Below are 25,366 nucleotides of genomic sequence, written 5' to 3'. Positions count from 1 at the left end.
ACATAAAGTCATCGGTCGAAAGAAAACCGCTTTAGAGTCGTGCAACCTTCGAAAAGCGAATTGCATCTTTCAGCCATATATCAAACAACATTGTATGAAACGGAACCAATTCTTTCTGACTTTGCTTGGCGTAGCCTCCCTCTCGTTAACTGCTCTAGCCAACAACGGTAACGACGACCGTGATACGCCGTACCAAACCAAGACATTCTCGGGCAACATCAACTCAGTACGGGCCGAAACGTCGGGTGGTAGCCTGACCATCGAAGGCGGCACCGACATGAACGCGAAAGTCGAAATGTATGTGCGAGCCAACAACTGGAACAACAAACTCGACAAAGAAGAAATCGAAGAGCGGCTCAAGGATTACGACATCACCATCACCCAGGAAGGCAGCACCATTGTAGCCATCGCCAAACGTCGGAGTAACAACGACAACTGGAAAAAATCACTAAGCATTGGTTTTAAATTCTACACCCCCCGCAACGTAACAACCGACCTGCGTACATCGGGTGGAAGCATCCATCTGGCATCGCTGACAGGCAATCAGAAATTCCGCACCAGCGGTGGCAGTCTGCACATGAACGATATCAAAGGTGACGTAAACGGACAAACCTCCGGCGGTAGCATCCACCTCGACCGTTGTATGGCCGGTCCATCGGGGCAGCTTGATCTCCAGACATCGGGCGGCTCGATTGAAGCCAAATCGTCATCGGGAGCTATGCGCCTGCATACGTCGGGAGGCAGCATTCGCCTGAACGATTTGAAAGGTAACGTCGATGCGCAGACCAGTGGCGGTAGTGTACACGGCGAAGGCATCGAAGGCGACGTAAAAGCGGGTACATCGGGCGGTTCGATTCGGCTGGCCGACGTAGCAGGCAGCATCGATGCCAGCACCAGCGCCGGTGGCGTCGACGTATCATTGTCGAAACTCGGGCAATACGTTCGGCTGAGCACCAGCGCGGGTAGTATCCACGTAAAAATGCCGCTCGATAAAGGGCTGACGCTGAATCTGAGCGGAAACCACATCAAAATTCCACTGAACAACTTTAGTGGAGACACCGATAAAAACCGTATCAAAGGCACACTCAATGGTGGTGGCATTCCTGTTACGTTATCGGCTAGCAGCGGCAGCGTTTACGTGAACCAGTAAGGGCTAAAAAATGTAGAGTGAATAGTGGAAAATGCTGAGGCTGTGCATTTTCCACTATTCACTCTTTTTTTATAGTCCATGAATGCTTCTTTTTTCGACCGTCGACTTGTCCTGAACGTAGTAATAACGCTAATTGGCTGTGCGCTACTTCTTTATTGTATCAAGATTGCCATAGCCGCTCACCTGCCTTTTCTGGTTGCTACGTTGCTGGCCACGGCAGTTGGGGTTCTGGAGCCGCGTAGAGGCTGGTTTCTAGCCATTGTGCAGGCTGCTACAATCTGGATTGTTTACACCTTTTTTCTGGATCACCCGACCAATAATTCGGACAGTGAAGTAGAAGTTTTTAGCCTGTACGGCTCTATGATACTATCCTTTGTAGGAAGTTTCATCGGCGGTGGTTTAAAGCGCGTCCTGGACCGCAGTCAACCGCGCTGAATGTTACTACGTTCCCCAATTCCCAGCGTCTTCCCACAACAAACCAGCATTTTAGTCAGTTGATGTTGGCAACATTGTTTTTCCATATACCAATAGGATTAACCAACTTCAGCATTGCCTTTCAGTAAGGTGTTCCCTTGTGAATCAGACAACTGATTGGTTTCCGGCTATATTTGCCAGACCTATGCGTCTGAAAGATAAATTACCCCTTTCTTATCTTCTGTTTACCCTCCGTGGACGTATCAACCGGTCGACGTACTGGCTCGTTTCGGTATTTATCTGGAGTACGTTTTATGTGATTCACACGCTTTTATATGATGGGTTCGGTGAAGGTGCTACGTATGTTCTCTATCCACTTCTGCTTGGTTCTCTGGTAGCAACGGCCACTAAACGACTACACGACACTAACCGCTCAGGTTACTGGTTGTCAGTTGTTTTGATTCCAATAGTGGGAGCCATCTGGTTAATTTATCGACTTGGATTACGGCGGGGCGATAAAGAAAAAAACGTCTTCGGCACCGTTCCCAACGAAGCCGCCGATTATCTGAAGAACGACAACGGGCAGCCGGTTCCGGGCGGTACTACGTCGGAACGTATCATCAACGACGTAACACACCTGAATCCGGTCGTTGTAACCGATGTATTTCGTCCGACTTCGGTGGCGGAATTGCAGGAACGTATTCGAACAACTACGGGACCAATTTCAGTCGGTGGCGGTCGGTTCAGCATGGGCGGACAAACGGCCAGCCCGAACAGTTTGCATATCGATATGCGTGGACTGAATCAGGTGCTTCAGTTCTCGAAAGAAGCCAAAACGATCCAGGTGCAAACGGGCATTCGCTGGTGCGACATCCAACGCTACGTCGATCAACATGACCTGAGTATCAAAATCATGCAGACCTACGCGAACTTCACCGTGGGCGGGTCACTGAGTGTGAATGTTCACGGGCGATACATGGGTCACGGACCGCTGATTCTTTCAGTACGTTCCATAGAGTTGGTGCTGGCCGATGGGTCGCTGGTGAAAGCGAGTCGAACGGAGAATCCAGACATTTTTTTTGGGGCTATTGGTGGGTATAATGGGCTTGGCGTTATCGTTTCTGCCGAACTGGATCTGGAAGATAACATTGCCGTTGAGCGGCAATTTCAAAAGTTAACTTATTCGGATTATCGTCAATATTTCTTCGATTCTGTCCGGGATAATAACGAAGCCGTTTTTCACAACGGCGACATGTATCCGCCCGCTTTCACCAACATGCGGGCTGTTACGTGGGTAAAAACGACGAAGAAACCGACTGTAAAAACCCGGTTGATGCCTTTGCGGGAATCGTATCCGCTGGAGCGGTATTTTATGTGGGCGTTTACCGAAACCATGTCTGGTCGATGGCGTCGCGAGCACATTGTCGATCCGCTTCTATACATGTCCAAACCCGTTCACTGGCGCAATTATGAAGCTGGTTACGACGTAGCCGAACTCGAACCCCGTTCGCGATCATCCCGCACGTACGTATTGCAGGAGTACTTTGTTCCGGTACGTCATTTCGAGGAATTTGCCCAAAAAATGAGCGAGATTTTCAATCGATATCGGGTCAATGTCATCAACGTATCGGTACGTCACGCCCTTCCCGACGCGGGTTCGTATCTGGCCTGGGCCCGCGAGGAGGTCTTTGCGTTTGTGGTGTATTACAAGCAGCGGACAAACAACGTCGCCAAAAACGAAGTTGCTATATGGACCCGCGAACTGATTGATACGGCTGTGTCGGTGGGGGGAGCGTATTACCTTCCTTATCAGCCACATGCTACGTCGGAACAGTTCCATCAGGCTTATCCGAACGCGAAAAAACTGTTTGCAATCAAGAAAAAACTAGACCCGGATTTCCGGTTCCGAAATGTATTTTGGGATACGTATTATCAGTTGTAGAGACAAGGCATGCCTTGTCTCTACAACAACCCTAAAACCCTTTACAACCTCATGGCAACTTCAGAATTTCACGCCGTTTTCGATAACACAAAGCCTCGCGATGCATTCTACCGCTTCCTCCAGGTTGTGTTTCACTTATACCCCGAAGACAAGTTTCATCATCTGATTGGCGAAGTAACCAAAACCGAAACCACAGACGAACGCATCTATAAAAAAATCCAGGATAGGCTCTCCAGCATCAAGCCATTTTTGTCAGAATTGACCTATGCATTGCCTGCGCTTAAGGTTCAGAAGAAGGAAATGTCTCGGCAAATGCTGGAACTATTGCCCACCGGAGCGCAGGTAAATGGCTACGTCGAAATTGGCTCTACAGGTCGATATATCAGCGATTTACGGAATCACCTACCCGTCAGCGGACCTATTTACCTTATCAACGACGTAGCACCCACCTACGGCCCGGCCGATATTATGGAGCGCGGTCAGTTGACCAAATTCGGTACGTTCATTGAATCGCATGATTTTGATCCGATTAGACCTAGTGAAATTCCTGACGCTAGTGTCGATTTGGTTACATGTCTTATTGGTTTACACCATACTCGTCCCGAAAAACTTCCGGATTTTCTGGCGTCCATTCACCGGATTCTACGTCCTGGCGGCTGGTTTATCTTACGCGACCACGACGTTAAAACCCCTGACATGGCTACGTTCATATCGCTGGTTCATACGGTCTTTAATCTGGGGCTGAATATTACCTGGGAAACTGATCAGAAAGATTATAAAGACTTCAAGCCGATTGAGGAGTGGAGTAAAATCATTGAAAAAGCAGGGTTTACCGACGCCGGGAAACGACTGCTCCAGGCCAACGATCCATCGGATAATACGATGGCCCTGTTCACCAAAAAGTGATGAATGGTCAGTCGAACAATGCTACGTTGGGTTTTAGGAACTTGGTTTTTCTGTTAAACGTACTTGCCTTTTTGGGTTGTGCTGATAAAAAGAAACCGACAACATCAACCATCACAAACCCAGTTGCTGTTACGTCGGATACGAACACCAGCCAGCCCGTCAGTAACGTATCGGAAACGCAGATTTATGTCAAAAATAACGTAGCAGGAAGTGATACGTGGCAGTATAGTAACCGGGTTGATAAAGAAAAACGTACCGTTTATAAAGCGTCGATAACGTCGCCGAAACTGCTTGAATTTGAGTTTCCTTACTCGGGTGGTTCGGTTGCTACGTTGACCCTGCGCAAACGGGAAAGCGATACGCACGTGTATATTCAGGTGTCGAAAGGGCAGTTTAACCGCAGCTTTCAGGGTGGAAATGCCCGCATCCGTTTCGATGGTCGTCCGCCTGTCAATTATTCATTTTCGGCGGCTGAGAATGGTAGCGCTAACGTCATTTTTTTCGATTCGGAAAAGGCGCTTATCAAGCAACTAAAATCGTCCCGAAGTATGGTTGTTGATGTTGAATTTGCCGGGCAGGGTACGCGCCAGATTATGTTCCGAATCGCCAACTTAAAGTGGAATTATTAACCATTCGTAACGCATGCTCCGACTTCCGATTCTGGCCGTGATTATGGTCGTGCTGGCCGTTTTCCTGTTTTTTCGCGGCAAACGTAATAACCTGACCATCCCGGCCGGAAAAGGGTGCGTTGTGCCCAAAGACTGGCTCGTGAGCAATCCACATCCAGTTACGCCAAAGGAACACATTCGCCCCGCCGATCAGACGTTTCTGACGTATCCTGAATGGTTTCTGGTGCATAGTCCCGCCGAAATTGCCGACTACGCCCAGATTCACACGACCACTACGTTCCCATACATGAGTCATGTTCGGCAGATCTGGCAGAGTTACGGCATCATGTACGACCAGATTAAAGAAGCGTTTCCGTTCAATACGGGCTACCACATAATGATTTGGGTGATTGGCGTGAGCACAACCGTCGAATATGCCCTGAAAGCCCTCTACGAAACCGTAGTCGGTCGATTGACAGATCCGCCAAACGGCGACGTAGTAACTGACGAAGACAAATTCAACGCGCAGTTCACACAGGACTACGTCGATTTTATTCGGGAGCTGCCCTGGTATGAATTTGATTTCACTTCCCGCATTCCCCGACTGTTTCGTGAAACATCTTTCTGGGGACCGCACTTTTTCCGAAAATGCGAACGGAAATACATGTTACTGACGGAGTTACTGGTAAAAGCAGGTTACGGATACCTGATTAAACTGGGCACCAAAGCGGCTTACGACGAAGCTTTGCTCACCACCGCGGTTATTGTCGATAAAGTTCCTGCTACGTTACCCGCTAAGTCTAAATCGCTAAAAACATACCCCGACGGTTCAGCGCTGCTGCTGCTCCCCCGTTACGAAGCGTTCAATCCGGCTGCATCGGCGCTGGTACAGCAAGGCGTTACGTTCCGAGAGATCGCTGGTAACAATTCGGCTCTGCTACTTACTACACTTGGGCCAGAATCCTGGCAACCAAATTTGCCCGATTTTCAGGTCGTTTTCACGCAACCAATCCTCACTAAACCCGGCTTAAAGCGCGTGGCCCTGGTAACTACCGTTGGCCGACTGGATAAAACCATCCGCTACGTCCAGGAGCAGCAGGTCAAAATTGAGCACGTGTATGATTATTAATCCATAGTACAGGAATCCCTGTTTGGCACTTTCATTTTAACTTTTATCCACTTTGATACTTCATAAGTATACACTTGGCATGTATGTTGTAACGAAAGGAATCCTTTTGAGTGAAACTGACAATTCAGTGTACTCAATTGCTATTTATATACAGTTTCTGTGATAAAAAATACTAAGTAAATAAATATACAGAAGTGATGGCATGAGCTTTGTCATAAAAGAGCCTATTACGTAACTCTTTTAGCATACAAATCTCACGATTATGGTCACTTTATTTTGTACTAAGAGTAAAGATTCTGTTTACAAATTCGCTTTACCAACTCAACTTGTTTGCGTCAAAACATTTTATTCAGGAACAGCTCATCACGAGAAATATGCATTATTAGTCAAGTTATTCATAACACTAGTAGTATTCATCTTTCCCATTGATTCAACAAAAGCGCAATGCTCGCTTACCATTAGTAGAGTCACTACATCAGGCTGTTACTCCCTGAGTGGAGTCAGTAAAGCAACGGTTAGCGTTGAAGTCGCCTGGCAAAACGCTCCTACAAATAGGCATATCGTTATAACTACAGGAGCGCAGAGCCGAACGATTACACCTGGCGCAATTACAGTTAAGTACGGAAATGGCGGAACATCGACTCCAACTGGATCACAGACAATTGTTTCGCCCCAGGTTATCGCCTTTGAAGTAAATGCAACAGGAGCAACCGGCACTGTAACTGCACAGTTCTCAAATAGTGCAATTTGCTCAGCAACAAGATCGTATACCACGCCAGCATCCTGTTTAGCAACTGTATGTTCATCAGGAAGTTTAGGCGGGCAGGTTTATAATGATTACAATGCGAACGGCATCAAAGACGCTGGCGAGACCAATGGAGTAGCTGGGATTACGATAACAATCTATCCATGCATCGGCAATCCGGTTTCAGCAACAACCGATATGTATGGTGTCTGGACAACGAGCGCATCTCTGACGTATCCGGTACGTGTTGAATTTTCAACAATTCCTGAAATGTATGCCGGTAGTTCTACACGGCAAGGTATCGATAGCCGCACAACGGTACAATTTATTACTCAAAGTAGCTGTAATGTAAACTTGGGCGTCAGTGATCCAACAGATTATTGTCAGGATAACCCACTTCTGGTTTTACCTTTATATACAAGTGGAAATCCCCTGGTGGCAGGCACTGCTGGAACGAGCCAGGGATTGATTGGCATTCCTTACAATTCAGCGGGAAATGGAACAAGTACGGCAAGGTCGTTCAGTATGGCCACATCGCAGACGGGTACGTTATGGGCGCAGGCTTACAATAAAATCACGAAGCGACTTTTTAGCGCGGCTACCCTGAAACGTCACGCGGGTTTAGGTCCGGGAGGATTGGATGCGATCTATATTACCAACCTGACGAACCAGAACAGTCCGTCAATACCTACTTACATTAACCTGAGCAGTTTTGGGATTGATGTCGGTGCAAGTAGCGTTCCTTCTAACACGGCGCGGGGACTGGTGGGTGATAAAGCCCAGCCTTCAGCCGATCCACAGTCGTTTAGTTTGATCGGGACCGTTGGGATTGGCGGTATGAGTATGTCCAGTGATGGTAACACGCTCTATTTGATGAATATTAAGAACAATTCGCTCTATGCACTTGATCTAAGCGTTTACAATATAACACTCAATACCAGTGATATAAGCCTCAAAAGCGGCCCTCATGCCATTCCGGGTTTAGGCTGCGTGGGAGGTACGCAACGCTCCTGGGCTGTCAAGTTTTCAAAAGGTAAGGTCTATGTTGGGTCAGTTTGTGATGCGTTATCGGGTACCAAATCAAATTTACGAGCTGGCGTATTTTCGTTTGACCCAACGACCAATACGTTCAACACACAACCCATTTTTGACTTTCCCCTCACCTACCCCAAAGGCTACGCGGATTGGGCAGATGCAAACATAACAGGCTGGTTTCCCTGGACTAATTCATTCGCAAGTCAGATTACATCCATAACATTCAGCAGCGGCTCGAATGCTTCTATTACCCTGATCCATCCACAACCGATCCTGACAGATATCGAATTTGACACGGACGGCTCCATGATCCTGGCGCTCAGCGACCGGGCCGGTTTACAGCAGGGGCATCGAAATTATAGTCCGTCGGGAAGTGGTGATTATAGTGGACGCGTCGCTGGCGACATTCTACGGGCTTTTTCTAGACAAGGCGTATTCGTTTTAGAAAATGCGGCTAAAGCAGGACCTTCCGTTGGTAGTCGACCCAGCAATAATCAGGGACCGGGTTTTGGTGAGTTTTACGTGGATGACTCAGGAGCAGGTGCTGGCTCAGACGGTCTGTATCATGCAGAAATTGGTTTAGGGACATTAGCCTTGCGGCCCGGTTCAGGTGAGGTAGTTGCCGGGGTTATGGACCCAACGGGCATTAATACCCCCTACAACTTTATTCCTTTTTCAGGGGGGATTCGACACATGAATAATACGAATGGCTCGGTTAATAACGCCTTCGCACTTTATTCGTCGCCAACATCGGGGACGCGTGATGGTACATTTGGTAAGGCAGCCGGTTTGGGTGATCTGGAACTACTATGCGATCAGCAACAACTGCTTGAAATTGGTAACCGCGTCTGGCTGGATGAGAACAAAGACGGTGTTCAGGAAGCGTGTGAGTCCGTTTTGCCGGGTGTACACGTTTCGCTTTATAGAAGCGGAACTTTGGTTACGGCAACCGTTACGAATACAAATGGAGAATATTATTTCAATAATGTGCCAACCAGCAGCACGGTAACCGGCACAGTTTCAACGACTGGTTTGCTACCCAATACGCCTTATCAACTTGTGTTTGGCACAGGTAGCCAATTTGCAGACGGCGTACTTACGCTCAACAATGGGAAGTATTTGCTTACTACGTCCAATAGCGCTTCAGCGACAGCTAACGATCGAAACGATTCAGATGCCCAGGTCGACAACGTAGCAGGGATTACAGCACCAGTCATTAGCCTGACAACAGGTGCTTACGGACGTATCGATCATACACTCGATGTAGGTTTTACGTGCTCACCCACTACAATTGGTGTTATCAGTACTACGTTAGCGACCTGTGATGCTGGCACTGCCCAAAGTAATGCCAGCATTACAATTGGTACTATTCAGAATGCCGACAAAGTTTTTCTGGTCACAAGCGGCATTCCATCGTATACAGCGGCTGGTAGTCAGCCGGTTTCCACTTCATACGTATCATTTACGGGTCTGAGCAATCCGACGAGCAGTATCGGTACAGCATACAACGTAGTACTCTATAATGGTCCTTCTTGCTATACCGTTGTCAGCACTACGTTAGCTCAAGCCAGTTGTAATGTAGCTACACCTTGTAACTTGTCAGCATCCGTCACAGCCGGGCTTTGTGCCTCGGCAACAAACACTTACTCAGCAACCGCAGTCGTTACGGTTGAAAACCCGACTACAGGTATTTTGACGGTTACCCACGGGAGCGAAAGCCTCACCTTCGCCACGTCCGCCGTTAATTCGGCTACTTATACGGCTCATTTTAATGGACTTTCTTCAGACGGAGCCAGCCATACGGTGACGGCTACTTTAGCTTCGTGCAGTACGTCATCAACCACCTACACAGCACCAATGAGTTGTACTACGGCTTCATTAGAACTCCACAAAATGGTTGACAAATCCAAAGCGCGGCTTGGCGAGATTATTTCGTATACTGTCGTTCTGACCAACACGGGTACTACGTCGGCCAACAACGTAGTGGTTAAGGATTCGATGAGCGTAGGACTCACCTATGTAGCTAACTCAGCTACGTCGCCAATTGGCACTACGTTTACAAAAGGAAATCCGGTGAGTACATGGACTATCTCATCCATTGGTGCAGGCCAAAGCCTGTCGCTAACCTTACAGGGCGTTGCTGATAGTACAGGGATAGTACACAATGCTGCCTTCATTCCCGGCGATACCGTATCTGTATGTACCTCTATCCCGGCTCGAATTTGTGCCGATGAAGTGTTTGAGTTTAAGCTGACTGCGCCAACCGGGCGTAGTCATTATCAGTGGTTTAAAGATGGCCAACCCATTCCGGGCGCTACGAGTAATATAGTTAACGTAACGGCAGTGGGAGCTTATTCGCTGGTTGTCGACAACCAAAATGGTCAATGTTCTGACTTTAGCTGCTGTCCATTTATTATTGAAGAGGACTCGATTCCGCACTACCAGGCTCAGGCTATTCCGGCTACCTGTGTGGGAAACACAGCACAAAGCAACGGACAGATTGTTTTGGCTGGTTTTCAGAGCAATTATACGTATCAATATTCGCAGGGGTCTAGCTTCACCGGCTCTTTATCTGGAGTACCACAAGCCATTCCAGCTAACGGGATCATTGTCTCTACGCTCGCCAGTGTTACGTTGGCACAAGCGTATACGGTACGCGTCTACAATCAGGCGGGGTGTTACACGGACGTAACGGTATTGTTTACTCCAACAGCTTGTGGTTGTCCAGCCGAGATTTGTGTTCCTTTCGTGCTAATACAAACCAAACGTAGTAAACGAATTGGCGATCCAGTTCGCTAATTTTTGCTTTGGTTGTACTTGGAATATACTTATTGGGACGTTTCATATCTTATCGTTTTGAAACGTCCCAACTAAATAGTCTCTTTTGCACTTTTTTATTTATTCGGCAAATACACATTTACTGCCGGATGCATGGTATATAAACGATACGTATCACCATCAGGGACGAGGATGCTACTGGAGCAATTGCTGCCAACAATAGGATTTCCGGGGTATTTTTTCCAGTGAATCAAATCATCCGACACCGCTACGTTGGTCGACCACTCGCGCCAATCTTTGAAGGCTGAAGCGTGGTAATAGGCATAGTAGTGACCTTTGTAGCGAATAATCTGGTTCATTGCTACGGCGTGACTGTCATATTCATCAGGCCCTTTTTTCAGGACCGGCTCATCCTGCACGTTCGTCCAGGTTTTCAAATCTTTCGAGGTTGCCAGCCAGACAGCTTCGTCGTTACGTTCGTAAAAGAGGTACCATGTATCTTTTTCTTTCCAGATAGCGGGCGTACCAAAAGGTCCTTCGCTGAGTGGTTTGCCATTAACGTAGCGAATATCGAGCGGGCCACGTTCCTGCCAGTGAATCCGGTCTGTTGAGGTCAGTAAATGAGCGATGTCGCCCTTGCCCTCAGCGAACATATAATACATTCCATCAACGTTAATCACCGACATATCTTCGACCCAGGTTTCGGTATGAATCGGGTTTCCCACGTAGCGCGTCCAGTTCAGTCCGTCCGTCGACGTAGCATAGCCTAGTTTCATTGGCTCACCTTTGCCTTTTTTATAGCCTGTATACCATAAATGATACGTATCACCCTCATGTAGAATGTAGCCTCGCTCGCGAATCATCTCATCCCAGGTAGCCGTACCTGTTCCATTAAAAACAGGGTTGTTTTTATAAGACGTAAAATTGACTAACTCACTTGGAAAGGCGGGGTCTTCAACAGTATGTGCTACGTCATTGGGCAGAGTGTAACTCATCAAAAAACCAAGAATCAGGAGCCAGTATGTGTGTTTCATCGACAATCGGAATATCGGCTAAATAGTTAGGGCCAAGTTAGCGAAAGACAGTACGTAATGTGAAAAGCCATTTTGATTATTCAGCTTATGTTTTGGCTAGATAGAAACCAATCCGGCTTTTTGGCGTCTAACGTGCACAGTAAACTATAAAGCTGTATTTCAGCACTGATTAAACGCGATGATACGTTGTGGAAAGCCATTCTGGAAGATGTATTCGACGATTTTCTGCGATTCTTTTACCCAAACGCCGACGACCTGTTTGATTTCGACAAAGGCTTTGGATACCTCGATAAAGAACTTGAACAGTTGTTCCCACCCGAACAGGACACGTACCAGCCCCGCTACGTCGATAAACTGGTAAAAGTTTTTACCCAAAAGGCTGGCAAACCAATAGAGCAGTGGATTCTGGTTCATATTGAAGTACAGGGTTATAAAGACCCGCATTTTGCCGAACGGATGTTTCAGTACTATTACCGCATATTCGACAAGTATCGCTAGCCCATTACTGCTTTCGCTATTTTTACGGACGGCCACAAACGATATCATCCCGATAAGTATGAGCAGGCGTGTCTCGGCACGATGCTACGTTACCAATACAACACTTATAAAATTCGTGATCAGAACGAGGCTGATTTATTGGCAGATCCTAACCCTTTTGCGTTGGTTGTGTTAACAGTAAAAACGGCGCTGAAAAGCAAATCTCTACACAAGGACGAGCTGCTAGATTTGAAGTTAAGCTTAGCAAAAGGTTTGTTAAATAGCCATTTGTCCAAGAGCAAAGTTCGGCGTTTGCTGACTTTTCTGCGCTACTATGTTCGGTTGGAAAACCAGCAGCAAATGATAAATTTGAACAAGAGATTGATTTCATAATACAAAGTAACAAACCAATGGGCATCGAAGAATTTTTGCTCGACAGAGCCAGAAAAGAGGGCCTAAAAGAAGGTCTGGAAAAGGCGAAAGAAAAAGATACTACGTTTACCAAAACCCTCCTTCGGGAAACTAATTTCTCTACGGCAGAGATGGCCCGATTGGTTGGCGTATCTGTAGAATTCGTAGAAGAAATAAAGAAAACCAATCAGTAATCGAGGTAGATACTGTAATCGCTCTGTAGCTAGAAACAGCTACAGAGCGATTTTTTATGGTTTCCGGATTAGCCAGATTTCGGTTACCTGCGACCCGCGTTCGCCTTCTCCGCACGTCCAGATGAACGTAACGGAACCGTCGGCTGAAGCCGCTTTCGGTACGTCGAATTCGTAAATGGGTTGTTCGCCTGTCTGGATAAATTCGTGGATGGTTGACCCATCATCAGTGGAGAGTTTCATGCGCGAACGGAAGCGTCCGGTGTAAGCAATTCGAAGGCGATACGTAGCAGTCGGATCAAGTTCGGAATAGGCGATTTTTAGGGGCTGGTCGTACAACGTTTTGGCCTGTTTCATCCAGACGCGGGGCGTAATCTGACCTTTGAAACCCGTTGCTTTGATTTCGTCCACCCATTCGACACCTACCAACCCCACGCCAAATCCCGTTCTGGGCGAACGCAAACTGCCGGGGTCTTCCGCCCAAGGCTCACCCGAAACAACACGATGCCAACTTTCTGGTGAGCCAATATGGTCGTAAAATCCGCCGGGGCCAGGATCTGTACGGTGTAACATCTCCCGAATTTTCAATTGCCGTTCCTGTTCATTCGTTATTTTTTCAATCTGCGCCAGTTGCGATTGCAGCCAGGGCGAGTCGTTAAGTGGAATATCAATATTATCCACAAAATTCCCCCGCCCCGACATGGCTCCATGTTTTTCGATGGTCAATTGAGCGCCGATACTTTTGAAGAGTGAGTCAGCTAAGGCAAAGCATGTTTGTCGATACGTTGGCAGGATGGGCGATTGCCAGGCTTTTTCCAGAATCGTATTGGCTTCGCGGATAGCTGCTAATGAACCATTAGGGCCAATAAACTCCAGTCGCTCACGGGCTTGCCGCTCTAAATCGGTTTCGTACTGGAGTCGATGGCGGGTGTACGTATCATAATACGCCCGTATTTGCCCCATTTGAAAACGTGGATTTTGCAGTACGTTACGGGGAGCCGTTTTTTCCATTGCCTGCCACTGCATCAGCGTCCGGTCGACAGCGTCATTGGTGAGCAGGTTACCTCGCCAATTTTGCTCTAACGCTACTATTCCCTGCGCTAGGGATTCGATGTAATCAGGACCAATAAATAACCGGGCGTAATCACGTAGCGTCTCAACAACAGGCGTTTCAGGGTTCCAGTCCTGATCGCTCCAGACGAATTTATTGACATCATCATTCGTTCCTTCCGAATAGCTGATGCTACCCGAACCATATTCATCAAGCGCATTATGAATCGCTTTTTCATCGTGCGGGCGTGGGTTGATACTCTCCCGACCGAGCGTCATGGCCCAGGCCAGATCCCAATGCGGTACCGGATATTGCGAGCTGTAATTGTGCGTAATATCGGGATAATGCCGAATGGGGATATTCGGATTGATACGTTTCCGAAGTTCATCAACGGGCACCTTGACCCACGGCCCAAAAACCACCCCGCCGAACCAGTCGTATCCGCGATTTACGTGTTTATAGAAAGCATCAAACCACGGCTGTGCAGGCCGAAATACCTGCGGAGAAACCCAGATTTTGGCCTTCGGATGATATTTACGCAAGACTTGCGCTTCTTTTTCCAGCCATGCAAACAATACGTCAGGTTCCAGTTCGCCAGGGTCGCCACCGGGGACAAAAACCGCATCCAGTTTCGGAACGGCGGCAAAAATCTGATGGCGCTCCGCTAATTCTTTCTGAATGGAATCGGGGTGTGTATAATTCTCGCCCATGTTCGGATACCACATCCAGACATCCAGCCCATATTCGGCGCAAATCCGCGATTGCTCGTGAATCATCTTTATAGCGGGCAATTTCATGTGCCGACTCGTGAAATCATCGTCGGTACGTGGCGGCATTATCTCGATGCTATTGGCGCCAAACAGCGCCAATTCACGAATATATTGGTCGAATTGCGCTACCGAAAAAGCATCATAAGCATTGGTTTTAGGGCGATAGCCTAGCTGATGACCGCGAATCGGATAACGTGGACTAGTGGCTATCGACAGGTTTTCCGATACGTTGATTTTGCCCGGCCGCATCTCCAGATTACGTAGCAGTTTCCCAACACCATACAGCAGCCCGCGTGCATCGTACCCCACGATTAGTACTACGTTATTTGGGATTAATGTTACCAGCTTAAAACCTTCTTGCTTCGTTTGGGGTAGCGTTTGAATTGCCGTTCGGAACGTAGCAGGCAATTGCGCTACGTTACTTTCCAGCGCTAGTGCAATAACAGGTTGATTATCATTCGAAAATTTAGCAGCAACAGGCAACTGAATTCCAGTACGTTTCTGAACTTCCTGCTGGAGAATTTCAACGGTGCGGCCGAGGATTTTTTTATCTGTTACGGTAGTGACGATACGTGCTTTCGACAGGTCGATTGAAGCAGCGAATACGTTGGTCAGAAACAGGAAGAAACCGATTGTAAAGTGGATACAGGAACGTATCATAGTTTGATGAAAATCTTTCGCTGGTAAAGGAGGTAGGCCGGAATAAAATTGATGCCGATAAAAAACAGCGCGTAAAGCAAACTCGCCAATTCAGGTTGTACACCAATCGAAATTAAGCCGTCCACTACGTGTTCATTCAGCGATTGGGCACCGAACTTAAATCGATAAAAAAACAAGGCAAAAATGTCAGCCAGTACGTATACAGTGATAGCATTAGCGCCGAAAATGATGCCGGTCTTGGTACCCTTTGTATGGCCCAGCACATCGACCAGGAAGTAAACAGCCCCCAATAACATAGCCGCAAAGCCCGACGTAACGAGTACAAATGAACTGGTCCAGAGATTTTCGTTGACGGGAAATGTCAACCCCCAGAAATAACCCGTAGCTGCCGTAAACAGTCCGGCGGTCATCAGATACGAGACTTTTTCAGTAGGCGTAGTTTTAGTAAGCATAAAACGACCAGCCAGCATTCCTGTGATTGTCGTTACGATGGATGGGAACGTACTAAGAATACCTTCGGGGTCCCAGGTGCCCTGCCACATACGGCCAGGCAAAAACTTTCGGTCGAGCCAGGCAGCCAGATTTTGACCAGGTTCCAGGATGACGTAGCCTACATCGGGAGTAGGAATTAGGGTCATGGCTAACCAGTAGGCGACCAACGTAATGATGCCAATCCAGAGTTGCTGTTTCCAGGTTGTGTTCAGGAATAAAATACCGCAGACCAGAAACACAATGGCAATCCGGTGCAGTGTTCCCGTCCAGCGCACGGTCGAAAAATCGAAATCAGGCATCATGTTCAGGAACATACCCACCGCGAAAATCTTCAACGACCGAATTATGATTTTTCGGTACAGCTCACCTTTGGGGCTGCCATCTGTCAGTTTCTTCGCATACGCCAGCGCAATGGACACACCAACAATAAACAGAAACGTCGGGGCAATTAAGTCCGTGAAAGACAGACCATTCCATTTGGTATGACGTAACGTAAAATACACATATTCTTCACTTCCCGGGAAATTCGCCACAATCATGGCTGCAATAGTAAAGCCACGTAGCGCATCTAACGAAATGAGTCGGGTAGGTTGTTGTGTCATTAAAAAGTGAAAAAAGCACAGTTCCGGCAATAGTATCTTTAGTACTGATTTCCGTACTATTAAGGCTACTTAACCTGACTATTTATGCGTGCTGGCTTCTACGTTATTCTGTCGTTGCTTTTTATTCTTGGTGTGAGCTGTCAGCGTACGGCGAAGGAAGGAAGTGAAACAGGAAAGCAACTGGCTGTTTCGTGGGAGCTGGTTAGCAATTTCACCGCGGTTAAAGACGGGTTCGAAGCGCGTTTCAACCTGACAAACAACAGCGACCGGGAATTGACCGATACCAACTGGGCGTTGTTTTTCAATATGTCGCCCCGACCAATTCTTCCAGCCAAAAATCCACAATCCGCTACCGTTCAGCACATCAATGGCGACTGGTATAAACTGGTACCTAACAAAGGATTTAGCCTGAAACCGGGCGCATCGACCGAGGTTAAATACGAAGGTACCGAAGCCGTTACCAAAGTTACCGACGCACCGTTGGGCCTCTACGTTGTTATGTATGATGCGCAGGGCAAGGAAGAATCAATGGCCGAAATCGCCGACTACACTATTAAGCCTTTTACGCGTAAAGAGCAGATGCTACGTGGCCCCGGAGATATGTATGCGCTGGCAAGTCCCGAAAATACGTATCGCAACAATCTGAATGCTACGTTGTTACCAGCCAGCCAATTGCAGAAAATCATTCCGTCGCCCGTTAAAATCACTACGTTGCCCGGAACGCTGGCGTTCGATGCGTCATTATCCATTTATGCAGACAGAGGGCTTGAAAACGAAGCTAAACTGCTGAGTCAAAAATTGAAAGCATTGACAGGTAAAGATTTTTCTGTCGCTTCGGGAGCATCGGCAGCGAAGGGAATTTCCCTGAAAACAGGTTCAGTTAACGGAAAAGGCATAGGTCAGGAAGCGTACCAGCTTACCATCGACGGCAAAGGCGTTTCGATTACAGGAAGCGATGCCGCTGGTGTTTTCTATGGTATTCAGAGTTTGCTGGCATTGATACCGACTGCTACGTATCTGAATCCATCGTCAAACGTTACGTTACCCTATACGCAGATTGAGGATGCGCCCCGATTCCATTTCCGGGGATTGCATCTGGATGTCAGCCGGAATTTCCAGACGAAAGAAACCATTTTGCGGCTCCTCGATTTGCTGGCTTTTTACAAAATCAATCATTTCCTGTTTTACACCACTGAAGACGAGGGCTGGCGGCTCGAAATCGATGGTTTACCCGAGCTAACGCAGGTAGGTGCTCAACGCGAACATACGTCGGGGAAAGACACGCCTGTACTGCATCCTGCCTATGGTTCGGGACCGAAAGCGTACGCTGAAGGTAAACATGGTAGTGGTTTTTATACCAAAGCCGATTTCATCGAAATTCTGAAATACGCCAAAGAGCGCCATATCAAGGTTATTCCTGAACTGAATTTACCGGGCCATGCGCGGGCAGCTATCAAGGCAATGGAAGCTCGTTATCAGCGGCTTATGAAGGAAGGTAAAGAGCAGGAAGCCAATGAATATCGGCTCATCGATCCTGACGATAAATCGGTCTATCTGTCGGCGCAGGGTTATAAAGATAACGTAGTGAGCGTTGGGCGTGAATCGACGTATCATTTCTACGAAAAAGTGGTAGACGAAATCACCAAAATGTACAAAGAAGCTGGTTTGCCGATGGACGTCATGCACGCCGGTGGCGACGAAGTGCCCGAAGGCGTCTGGACAAAATCACCGGAGGCTGCGAAAATTCTGAAAGAGAATCCGACCATAAAAGATCCGAAAAATTTACAGACGTATTTCTTCCGAAAATTACGCGAACGACTTGCCAAACGGAATCTGGAAGTCCATGCGTGGGAGGAAGCCATCCTGAATAAAACCGCCGACGGAAAATACGTACCGAATCCTGAATTTGTGGGCAAGAACGTAGTGCCTTACGTCTGGAACAATCTGTTCGATATTGATTTGGGCAACCGACTGGTGAATGCGGGGTATCCAGTCGTGCTCTGCAACGTATCGAATTTCTACTTCGATATGTCCTATAACAACGACCCACAGGAGCCGGGTTTGTATTGGGCTGGCTACGTCGATACGCGGAATAACTGGGCTTTTGCGCCCTACGATATGTTCAAGACAACGTATCGGACAGCTATGGGGAAACCCCTTACGTTTACAGGATTGGAACGTATGAAACCGGAAGCACGCAAAAATATCCGGGGAATCGAGTCGCAGCTCTGGAGCGAAACCGTGAAAGGTCGCGAAATGGCAGAGTACGACATTTTGCCCAAATTGCTGGGTTTTGCCGAAAGTGCCTGGGCCCCCGAACGTTCGTGGGAAACCATCGAAAACCGCGAAGCCCGCGAAAAAGCGATGGATACAGGCTGGAACGTATTTGCCAATACGTTAGCGCAAAAAGATTTACCGCGTTTGGCACGTATCAATAGCGGATACAATTACCGGTTACCTTTGCCCGGCGCTATTATCGAAAACGGCTTGTTAAAGGCAAATGTCGAATTACCGGGTCTTGCCATTCGTTATACCACCGACGGTTCTGAACCGACTGCGCAATCAACGGTATACGCAAAACCCGTGAAGGTTTCCGGCACAGTAAAATTAAAAAGTTTTGATGCTGCCGGTCGGTCGAGCCGGTCGGCGGTGGTAAATCTATAAGAGTTAATAACCATACAGGTTATCAAGTTATTACGTACAAACATAGTTTTCCAACATGACTATCGGGGTTGATTTAGGCGGAACAAATGTGCGGGTAGGACTGGTCAGGAACGGGGTTATCCTTCACCAAAGAAGCAAAGTGTTGGAACAGAAAGATTCCCTTTCGGCGACGTTAACGCAATTGATGGATTTGATTCGACCGTTCATCGAGCCGGCTGTCAGCAGTATTGGTATCGGCGTTCCGTCGGTGGTCGACATTGAGCAGGGCGTAGTCTATAACGTAGCAAATATTCCCTCCTGGGAAGAAGTGGCGCTGCGAGACATTCTGGAAAAAGAGTTTGATATACCGGTTTTCGTCAATAATGATGTGAACTGTTTTATCCTCGGCGAGCATCAGTTTGGTATGGCGCAAGGGTATCGGTCGGCGGTAGGAATGGCGATTGGAACCGGGCTCGGCTCTGGAATTATCGCTGATAATCAATTATATACCGGGAGTAATTGCGGTGCTGGCGAAATTGGTCTGTTGCCCTACCTCGATAAAAATATCGAGTCGTATGCCGCTGGCGATTTCTTTGAAGTTGTCCACGGAACAACAGCCAGAGAAGCCAATCAGGCGGCTCTTCAAGGCGATGAAAAAGCGCTTAGTTTGTGGAAGGAGTTCGGAAAACATTTCGGCAACGCCGTCAAAGTGGTGTTGTATACCTACGACCCAGAGGTAATTATTCTGGGCGGTTCCATTGCAAAAGCGTACCCACTTTTCAAATCGACTATGTTTGAAAGTATGTCTGATTTTGCTTTTCCTGTAACGTTACGTCGATTGAAGATTTTTCAGTCTGAAAACGAAAATATTGCCTTATTAGGAGCCGCTGCGTTAGTTCGGCAGTTGGTCTGACTCAATCGTTACTAGTTATGAAGAAATTTCTTTTCCCTATTCTCTACGTTGCGCTACCGTTACTGGTTAAGGCGCAGGATGGCCGCAAGACGAAGTTACCGCAACCCAAATTAGTGGTCGGTATTGTTGTCGATCAAATGCGTTACGATTACCTCTACCGATTTTACAATAAATACAGTGAAGGTGGTTTTAAACGAATGTTGAACGAAGGTTTCAACTGTCGAAACAATCATTATCATTACGCCCATACTGTAACGGCGGCTGGCCACGCGGCTGTGTACACGGGCTCATTGCCAGCCATTAACGGCATGATTGGCAACGAATGGTATGATCCATTTTCCCACAAAGGCGTGTACTGCGTCGAAGATAGTACGGTTAAAACGGTGGGCAGTACAAACGCCGGCGTAGGGAAAATGTCTCCCCGAAATCTGCTGGTCAGTACAGTTACCGATCAGCTACGTATCGCCACTCAATTTCGGTCAAAAACCATTGGAATTGCGGTCAAAGATCGGGGCTCTATTTTACCGGCTGGCCATGCTGCTTCAGGCGCGTATTGGTACGATTCAAAAACCGGGAACTGGGTAACCAGTACGTACTACCGACCTGATTTACCGCAATGGGTTTCTGAATTAAACGCCCGTAAACTCCCTGCTGAATACGCTAAACAGGGCTGGAAAACACTCTTGCCTATTGATCAATACAGTGAAAGCACGCCCGATGACCAACCCTATGAAGCTAAATTGTCAGGCTCCGCCAAACCCGTGTTTCCATATGAATTGATGGCACAGGCGGGCGATGCGTTTGGTGCTGTCCTGTCGTCGCCGGGCGGAAATACCATGACCAAAGATATGGCGATTGCGGCCATTAAAGGCGAGAATCTGGGGAAAGGTGAGGCAGCTGATTTCCTGGCAATTAGCTTCTCAACACCCGACCGAATTGGCCACGCGTTTGGCCCAAATTCCGTCGAAGAAGAAGATATCTATCTACGTCTCGATCTGGAATTTGCCAACCTGTTTTCGTTTCTGGATAGCTGGACCGGCAAGGGAAATTATACCGTTTTTCTAACTGCCGATCACGGCGTAATGGACGTACCGGGCTTCTGGAAACAGCATAATCTGCCAGCCGGCTTGCTGAGCGGCAAAAAGGTGAATGATGCTATCAACAAAGCTCTGACAGATGCTTTTGGTACTGACGATTACGTAGAAGCCTTCGAGAATGCGCAGTTGTACTTGAATCGTTCGGTACTGGCCAAAAAGAAGCTGACGGTCGATGCTGTTCATACCGTTGTTCGCGATGCCCTGCTGCCTATGCCGGGAATTGCCGACGTACTAAATTTGAAAAGTATGAGTACGTCTAATCTGAACTCGCACATACTTGAACTGTATAAAAATATGACCCACGCCAAACGTAGTGGCGATATACAGCTCATTCCTGAACCCGGCTGGATCGAAAATGGCGGCACCGGCACTAATCACGGTTCGCCCTATCACTACGATACGCACGTACCGTTTGTGCTGTTTGGCTGGGGGGTTACAAAAGGAGAAACGCTACGTTACACTACGATTGCGGACATTGCTCCCACCATCGCGAATTTACTACACATTCTGCCGCCAAGTGGCACCGTCGGAAACGCTGTTCACGAAGCCCTCAAATAAACCTAAAAGCCTCCGCCCCATGCCCGAAGCCCTATGCGACAAAACACGTTGATTGTCATCCTGATTCTGTTAATTTTCTTCGTCATTTCGTTTCTAACTAATATTCTGGGACCTATAATTCCAGACTTAGTCGAAAGTTTTGACCTGAGTATCGGGTTGGCAGGATTTCTACCATTTGCGTTTTTTGTGGCCTATGGTGTTTCTATTCCATCCGGTATTCTGGTCGAAACATACCGGGAGAAGCCCGTTCTGATCGGCGCGTTCGTTCTGGCATTTCTGGGCTCACTGGTTTTTGCGCTGATTCCGAAATTTTCGGTGGCACTGGCATCGCTGTTTTCAATTGGCGTTGGCATGGCGATGTTGCAGGTGGCAATCAATCCATTGCTACGTGTCGCCGGGGGCGAAGAACATTTCGCGTTTAATTCAGTACTGGCACAATTGTTTTCGGGGGCGGCTTCCTTTTTTAGTCCGTTGCTTTACAGCTATTTTGTTCAAAATATTCATACCAACAATACGTCGTTCTGGATTCAGTGGTTAAATAACGTAGTACCGGTACATTTCGAATGGGTATCGCTCTATTGGGTGTTCGCACTCACTACGTTACTGATGATTGTAGTAGTAGCCATAATTAAATTCCCCAACGTAACACTGAAAGATGACGAACGGATTGAGGTAGGGGGCGTATTTTCCGAGCTGCTACGTAACAAAACGGTGCTGCTGTTTTTTGCGGGAATTTTTGCTTACGTAGGAACTGAGCAAGGTATTGCCAACTGGATTTCGAAATTTCTGCAACTTTATCACGGCGTCGATCCAGCTACGGAAGGTGCTACGGCCGTCGCCTATTTCTGGGGGCTGATGACCATCGGCTGCGTACTAGGGTTGGTCCTCCTTAAACTCGCCGATAGTCGTAAAGTACTGATGATCTTCACTGTAGGAGCCATTGGTTTATTGTTACTGGGATTATTTGGCCCCAAAGAGTGGGCACTTTATGCACTACCTGCGACCGGTTTTTTTGCGTCAGTTATGTGGTCGATTGTTTTTTCGCTGGCGCTTAATTCTATACCGCAGCATCATGGCACTTTTTCGGGTATCTTGTGTACTGGTATTGTCGGGGGCGCCATCGTTCCGCTTATTATCGGAGGCCTGGCCGAATGGTTTGGCTTACGCTGGGCTATGCTGGTTATGCTTATTACATTAGGCTATATTTTCAGTATAGGCCTCTGGGCCAAGCCGTTAGTAATGAATGCAACAATTAATTTAAAGAGTGAATCGGGACGCCGAACCGGAGCGAAAGAGTGAAAGAGCGGAGCCAACTATTAACCCTTTCACTCTTTCGCTCTTTAATCCTATGCACAAAATCATTTTACTTATCGACTTTGCGGAGGATTACAGCCGTAGCCTGTTGAAAGGGATTTCTAAATATGCCCGCGAACATGGCCCCTGGGTGTTTTGTCAGATGCCGCTTTTTCACCGGGAAACGCTGGGGGTGGATGGTATTCTGAACTGGGCGCGCGATTGGGAGGCTGACGGAATCATCGGGCAGTTGTACAACGAAAGCAGCGTTGAGAAAATCGTTCAGGCGGGTATACCCGTGATTGCGCAGGACTTCAAAGAGCGTTTTACGGAAATTCCAAACATTACGGGTGCGCATCGGGCAACGGGAGCGATGGCGGCCGATTATTTTCTACGGAAGGGCTTCCGGCATTTCGCATTTTATGGATTCAAACACATTGTTTGGTCGCGGGAGCGGGCAGAAGGATTCGATGAGCGGGTAGCACAATCGGGTTGCCAGGTGCATTATTTCGAACATGAAGAATATAGTTCGAGTGACCTATGGCACTACAAACCCAGCTCGCTGAGTAAATGGCTGTCGTCCTTACCGAAGCCCATTGCTATTCTAACCTGTGACGACCGTATGGGGCAGCACATCACTGAAACCTGCCGACATTCACGCATTCGAATCCCTGAAGAAGTAGCCGTGTTAGGTGTCGATAACGATGAGACTCTCTGCGAACTATCAGACCCTCCCCTATCTAGTATTATGCAGGATGCCGAAAAAGGTGGCTACGACGCTGCGCAACTGCTGGATAAACTGATACGTAAGGAAATAACCGAATTCTATGATATTGTGGTCGAACCCACACAAGTCATTACCCGCCAATCGACCGATATTTACGCCACGCATGATGAATACATTGCGTCGTCACTGAAATACATTCACCAGCATATCGATAAGAATTTACAGGTAGACGAGGTAGTGAAGCAGGTTCCATTGTCCAGACGATCGCTGGAAATGCGGTTTCAGCAGGTTGTGGGTTATCCGATTTACAAATACATCCAGAACCTGCGCATTGAAAAGTTTTCCAAGAAACTGCTGGAGACCGATCAGGCCGTTTTTGAGATTGCGATGGATCTGGGCCTCAATGATACCAAAAACATCGCCCGTCAATTCAAGCAAATAAAGGGGTGTACACCACTCGAATACCGCCATCGCTATCTGGCTGGAAAATAGCGATAGCTGGTTTTCGTGTTACGTTATACCCGCAGAAAGGAATTCTTTTTGTACATGAAGTACAGAAAAGCCCATTTTACAGCAATGAGTGCCAGGGCCATGCCTACTTTCAGAACAGCTTCAGATGAGGCCAATTTAAGAATCCCCTCAAAGAAGAAACGGGCCGCGTAACCAAAATCAATGAATTCGCCCGCCAGATAAATCAGAATGGAATTCATACCGATAACGGTGAAAAAAAACGTCCAGCCTTTTATATCCTTTACGTCAACAATCCAGTAGAAGACAGCTAAAAGCACCAAACTCAGGCCGCCTGTTACCAGCACAAACGAGCTGGTCCACAGGTTTTTATTGATAGGAAAAACAAAATCCCAAAGCAAACTCAGCACGATAAACCCGGCACCAATGCCTAGCAATCGAACGGCTTTCTGATTGCCACTTCGACCATGCGTCCGCAGGAATGTACCCGCAAAAATGCCCATCAGTGCGTTACAAATAGCAGGGATTGTTGAGAACAAACCTTCAGGGTCGTGAATCTTTTTATACAGGCGGCCGGGTACTAACAACGTATCAATATAGCTGGCCGGATTGCATTCCATTGTCAGTAAACCCTCCCCACAACCCGGCACCGGAACTAACATCATGATCGCCCAGTAACCCAGCAGAATTCCCACAAACCAGATGTACTGCGTGCGCGGTTGAGTGTAGAGGTAAATCAATTGCGCAAACATACCTGCCAACCCAATCCGACCCAACACGCTCGGGAAACGTGTGTCCTGAAGTGCTTTCACAAACAGACCGTTGTTGTAAATTATTCCCAATAAAACCAGAATAAGCCCACGGGTAATAATTTTCCGGGCAATTTCCGATTTGTTCGCATTTTTCTCTAGTCGGCTACCAATCGAAAATGGCGTTGATACGCCCGCCATGAATAGAAACAAAGGGAAAATCAGGTCGTATGCCCGAAAGCCATTCCAATCAGGGTGGTTGAATTGGTCGGCGATAACAAGGGTCCAGGCCCAACCTGTTGTTTTCGCCAACGCATGAAAAATATCTTCACCGCCCATAATCCAGAACATGTCGAAACCACGTAACGTATCGAGGGAGAGTAAGCGTTTAACAGGAGCGGGTTGAGCAATGGTCGGCTCAACTGACGACGTAGCATTGGTAGTATTCTGCATGAGTTTTTATGTGTGATGTGTGATATAATTTGCTGATTGTTGATACACCCTATATCACACTTCATACCTA

Annotated in this window: 19 protein-coding genes; 15 read left to right on the top strand and 4 right to left on the bottom strand. The window is 47.6% G+C overall.

Annotated features, from left to right (window positions below; translation table 11 throughout):
* Positions 1–94 precede the first annotated feature (94 nt).
* The 7 genes from IC229_RS01060 to IC229_RS01035 all read left to right on the top strand — a co-directional run bounded on the left by IC229_RS01060 (position 95) and on the right by IC229_RS01035 (position 10,728).
* Positions 95–1,150 carry a DUF4097 family beta strand repeat-containing protein gene (locus tag IC229_RS01060; protein WP_190885064.1) on the top strand — a complete coding sequence of 352 codons (1,056 nt, stop codon included), beginning with the start codon at positions 95–97 and terminating at the stop codon, positions 1,148–1,150.
* Between the two features lie 78 nt (positions 1,151–1,228).
* Positions 1,229–1,585 carry a hypothetical protein gene (locus IC229_RS01055; protein ID WP_190885063.1) on the top strand — a complete coding sequence of 119 codons (357 nt, stop codon included), beginning with the start codon at positions 1,229–1,231 and terminating at the stop codon, positions 1,583–1,585.
* A gap of 139 nt (positions 1,586–1,724) precedes the next feature.
* Positions 1,725–3,506 (top strand): FAD-binding protein, encoded by a 1,782-nt coding sequence (locus IC229_RS01050; protein ID WP_317171498.1) that lies wholly within the window; start codon positions 1,725–1,727, stop codon positions 3,504–3,506.
* Positions 3,507–3,557: 51 nt separating this feature from the next.
* Positions 3,558–4,412: a class I SAM-dependent methyltransferase gene (locus IC229_RS35240; protein ID WP_223833796.1), complete on the top strand. Its 855-nt coding sequence runs from the start codon at positions 3,558–3,560 to the stop codon at positions 4,410–4,412.
* Positions 4,412–5,041, top strand: a complete 630-nt coding sequence (locus tag IC229_RS01045; protein ID WP_190885062.1) for a hypothetical protein — start codon at positions 4,412–4,414, stop codon at positions 5,039–5,041. The genes IC229_RS35240 and IC229_RS01045 overlap by 1 nt, the downstream gene beginning before the upstream one ends.
* Positions 5,042–5,054: 13 nt before the next feature.
* Positions 5,055–6,149: a hypothetical protein gene (locus IC229_RS01040; RefSeq protein ID WP_190885061.1), complete on the top strand. Its 1,095-nt coding sequence runs from the start codon at positions 5,055–5,057 to the stop codon at positions 6,147–6,149.
* A 262-nt stretch (positions 6,150–6,411) separates the two neighbouring features.
* Complete coding sequence (locus IC229_RS01035) at positions 6,412–10,728, top strand: SdrD B-like domain-containing protein (RefSeq protein WP_190885060.1); 4,317 nt, start codon at positions 6,412–6,414, stop codon at positions 10,726–10,728.
* Positions 10,729–10,823: 95 nt separating this feature from the next.
* On the opposite strand, the gene IC229_RS01030 is transcribed toward IC229_RS01035, so the two are convergent.
* Positions 10,824–11,741 (bottom strand): glycoside hydrolase family protein, encoded by a 918-nt coding sequence (locus IC229_RS01030; RefSeq protein WP_190885059.1) that lies wholly within the window; start codon positions 11,739–11,741, stop codon positions 10,824–10,826.
* A gap of 186 nt (positions 11,742–11,927) precedes the next feature.
* On the opposite strand from IC229_RS01030, the gene IC229_RS35235 reads away from it, so the two are divergent.
* The 3 genes from IC229_RS35235 (at position 11,928) to IC229_RS35225 (ending at position 12,823) form a co-directional block, all read left to right on the top strand.
* Positions 11,928–12,239, top strand: a complete 312-nt coding sequence (locus tag IC229_RS35235) for an RpnC/YadD family protein (protein ID WP_223833795.1) — start codon at positions 11,928–11,930, stop codon at positions 12,237–12,239.
* 81 nt (positions 12,240–12,320) lie between these two features.
* Positions 12,321–12,611, top strand: coding sequence for a hypothetical protein (locus tag IC229_RS35230; protein ID WP_223833794.1), 291 nt, complete (start codon positions 12,321–12,323; stop codon positions 12,609–12,611).
* Positions 12,612–12,628: 17 nt separating this feature from the next.
* Positions 12,629–12,823: a hypothetical protein gene (locus IC229_RS35225; protein ID WP_223833793.1), complete on the top strand. Its 195-nt coding sequence runs from the start codon at positions 12,629–12,631 to the stop codon at positions 12,821–12,823.
* Positions 12,824–12,877: 54 nt separating this feature from the next.
* On the opposite strand, the gene IC229_RS01020 is transcribed toward IC229_RS35225, so the two are convergent.
* Together IC229_RS01020 and IC229_RS01015 are read right to left on the bottom strand one after the other, a co-directional pair.
* The gene (locus IC229_RS01020) at positions 12,878–15,301 is read right to left on the bottom strand and encodes a type 1 glutamine amidotransferase family protein (RefSeq protein WP_190885058.1); all 2,424 of its coding nucleotides are present in this window, start codon (positions 15,299–15,301) and stop codon (positions 12,878–12,880) included.
* On the bottom strand, positions 15,298–16,395 hold the full coding sequence (locus IC229_RS01015; protein ID WP_190885057.1) for an acyltransferase family protein: 1,098 nt from the start codon (positions 16,393–16,395) through the stop codon (positions 15,298–15,300). Before IC229_RS01015 ends, IC229_RS01020 begins: the two co-directional genes overlap by 4 nt.
* 84 nt (positions 16,396–16,479) lie before the next feature.
* Between IC229_RS01015 and IC229_RS01010 the strand changes: the two genes are divergently transcribed.
* From IC229_RS01010 to IC229_RS00990, 5 genes are read left to right on the top strand one after another with little or no spacing between them, the layout of a single operon-like run.
* Positions 16,480–19,059 (top strand): family 20 glycosylhydrolase, encoded by a 2,580-nt coding sequence (locus tag IC229_RS01010; protein ID WP_190885056.1) that lies wholly within the window; start codon positions 16,480–16,482, stop codon positions 19,057–19,059.
* A gap of 55 nt (positions 19,060–19,114) precedes the next feature.
* Positions 19,115–19,951: an ROK family protein gene (locus IC229_RS01005; RefSeq protein ID WP_190885055.1), complete on the top strand. Its 837-nt coding sequence runs from the start codon at positions 19,115–19,117 to the stop codon at positions 19,949–19,951.
* A 17-nt stretch (positions 19,952–19,968) separates the two neighbouring features.
* Complete coding sequence (gene pafA, locus IC229_RS01000) at positions 19,969–21,606, top strand: alkaline phosphatase PafA (protein WP_190885054.1); 1,638 nt, start codon at positions 19,969–19,971, stop codon at positions 21,604–21,606.
* A 33-nt stretch (positions 21,607–21,639) separates the two neighbouring features.
* On the top strand, positions 21,640–22,905 hold the full coding sequence (locus tag IC229_RS00995) for an MFS transporter (protein WP_190885053.1): 1,266 nt from the start codon (positions 21,640–21,642) through the stop codon (positions 22,903–22,905).
* 49 nt (positions 22,906–22,954) lie between these two features.
* Positions 22,955–24,118, top strand: a complete 1,164-nt coding sequence (locus tag IC229_RS00990) for an AraC family transcriptional regulator (protein ID WP_190885052.1) — start codon at positions 22,955–22,957, stop codon at positions 24,116–24,118.
* A gap of 23 nt (positions 24,119–24,141) precedes the next feature.
* On the opposite strand, the gene IC229_RS00985 is transcribed toward IC229_RS00990, so the two are convergent.
* Positions 24,142–25,296: an acyltransferase family protein gene (locus IC229_RS00985; protein ID WP_190885051.1), complete on the bottom strand. Its 1,155-nt coding sequence runs from the start codon at positions 25,294–25,296 to the stop codon at positions 24,142–24,144.
* Between the last annotated feature and the right edge of the window lie 70 nt (positions 25,297–25,366).

The organism is Spirosoma profusum, from assembly GCF_014699005.1.
GTDB lineage: Bacteria > Bacteroidota > Bacteroidia > Cytophagales > Spirosomataceae > Spirosoma > Spirosoma profusum.
Note: the sequence above shows the minus strand (reverse complement) of the source record. Positions and strands in the feature narration are given on the sequence as shown.

Bases quoted from the DNA above. Each gene is read 5' to 3' on its own strand.
- IC229_RS35240 (WP_223833796.1), top strand. From the start codon at position 3,558: ATGGCAACTTCAGAATTTCACGCCGTTTTCGATAACACAAAGCCTCGC.
- IC229_RS35225 (WP_223833793.1), top strand. From the start codon at position 12,629: ATGGGCATCGAAGAATTTTTGCTCGACAGAGCCAGAAAAGAGGGCCTA.
- pafA (WP_190885054.1), top strand. From the start codon at position 19,969: ATGAAGAAATTTCTTTTCCCTATTCTCTACGTTGCGCTACCGTTACTG.
- IC229_RS00985 (WP_190885051.1), bottom strand. From the start codon at position 25,296: ATGCAGAATACTACCAATGCTACGTCGTCAGTTGAGCCGACCATTGCT.
- IC229_RS01010 (WP_190885056.1), top strand. From the start codon at position 16,480: ATGCGTGCTGGCTTCTACGTTATTCTGTCGTTGCTTTTTATTCTTGGT.
- IC229_RS00995 (WP_190885053.1), top strand. From the start codon at position 21,640: ATGCGACAAAACACGTTGATTGTCATCCTGATTCTGTTAATTTTCTTC.
- IC229_RS35230 (WP_223833794.1), top strand. From the start codon at position 12,321: ATGCTACGTTACCAATACAACACTTATAAAATTCGTGATCAGAACGAG.
- IC229_RS00990 (WP_190885052.1), top strand. From the start codon at position 22,955: ATGCACAAAATCATTTTACTTATCGACTTTGCGGAGGATTACAGCCGT.
- IC229_RS01055 (WP_190885063.1), top strand. From the start codon at position 1,229: ATGAATGCTTCTTTTTTCGACCGTCGACTTGTCCTGAACGTAGTAATA.
- IC229_RS01040 (WP_190885061.1), top strand. From the start codon at position 5,055: ATGCTCCGACTTCCGATTCTGGCCGTGATTATGGTCGTGCTGGCCGTT.
- IC229_RS01020 (WP_190885058.1), bottom strand. From the start codon at position 15,301: ATGATACGTTCCTGTATCCACTTTACAATCGGTTTCTTCCTGTTTCTG.
- IC229_RS01005 (WP_190885055.1), top strand. From the start codon at position 19,115: ATGACTATCGGGGTTGATTTAGGCGGAACAAATGTGCGGGTAGGACTG.
- IC229_RS01060 (WP_190885064.1), top strand. From the start codon at position 95: ATGAAACGGAACCAATTCTTTCTGACTTTGCTTGGCGTAGCCTCCCTC.
- IC229_RS01030 (WP_190885059.1), bottom strand. From the start codon at position 11,741: ATGAAACACACATACTGGCTCCTGATTCTTGGTTTTTTGATGAGTTAC.
- IC229_RS01035 (WP_190885060.1), top strand. From the start codon at position 6,412: ATGGTCACTTTATTTTGTACTAAGAGTAAAGATTCTGTTTACAAATTC.
- IC229_RS01015 (WP_190885057.1), bottom strand. From the start codon at position 16,395: ATGACACAACAACCTACCCGACTCATTTCGTTAGATGCGCTACGTGGC.
- IC229_RS01045 (WP_190885062.1), top strand. From the start codon at position 4,412: ATGAATGGTCAGTCGAACAATGCTACGTTGGGTTTTAGGAACTTGGTT.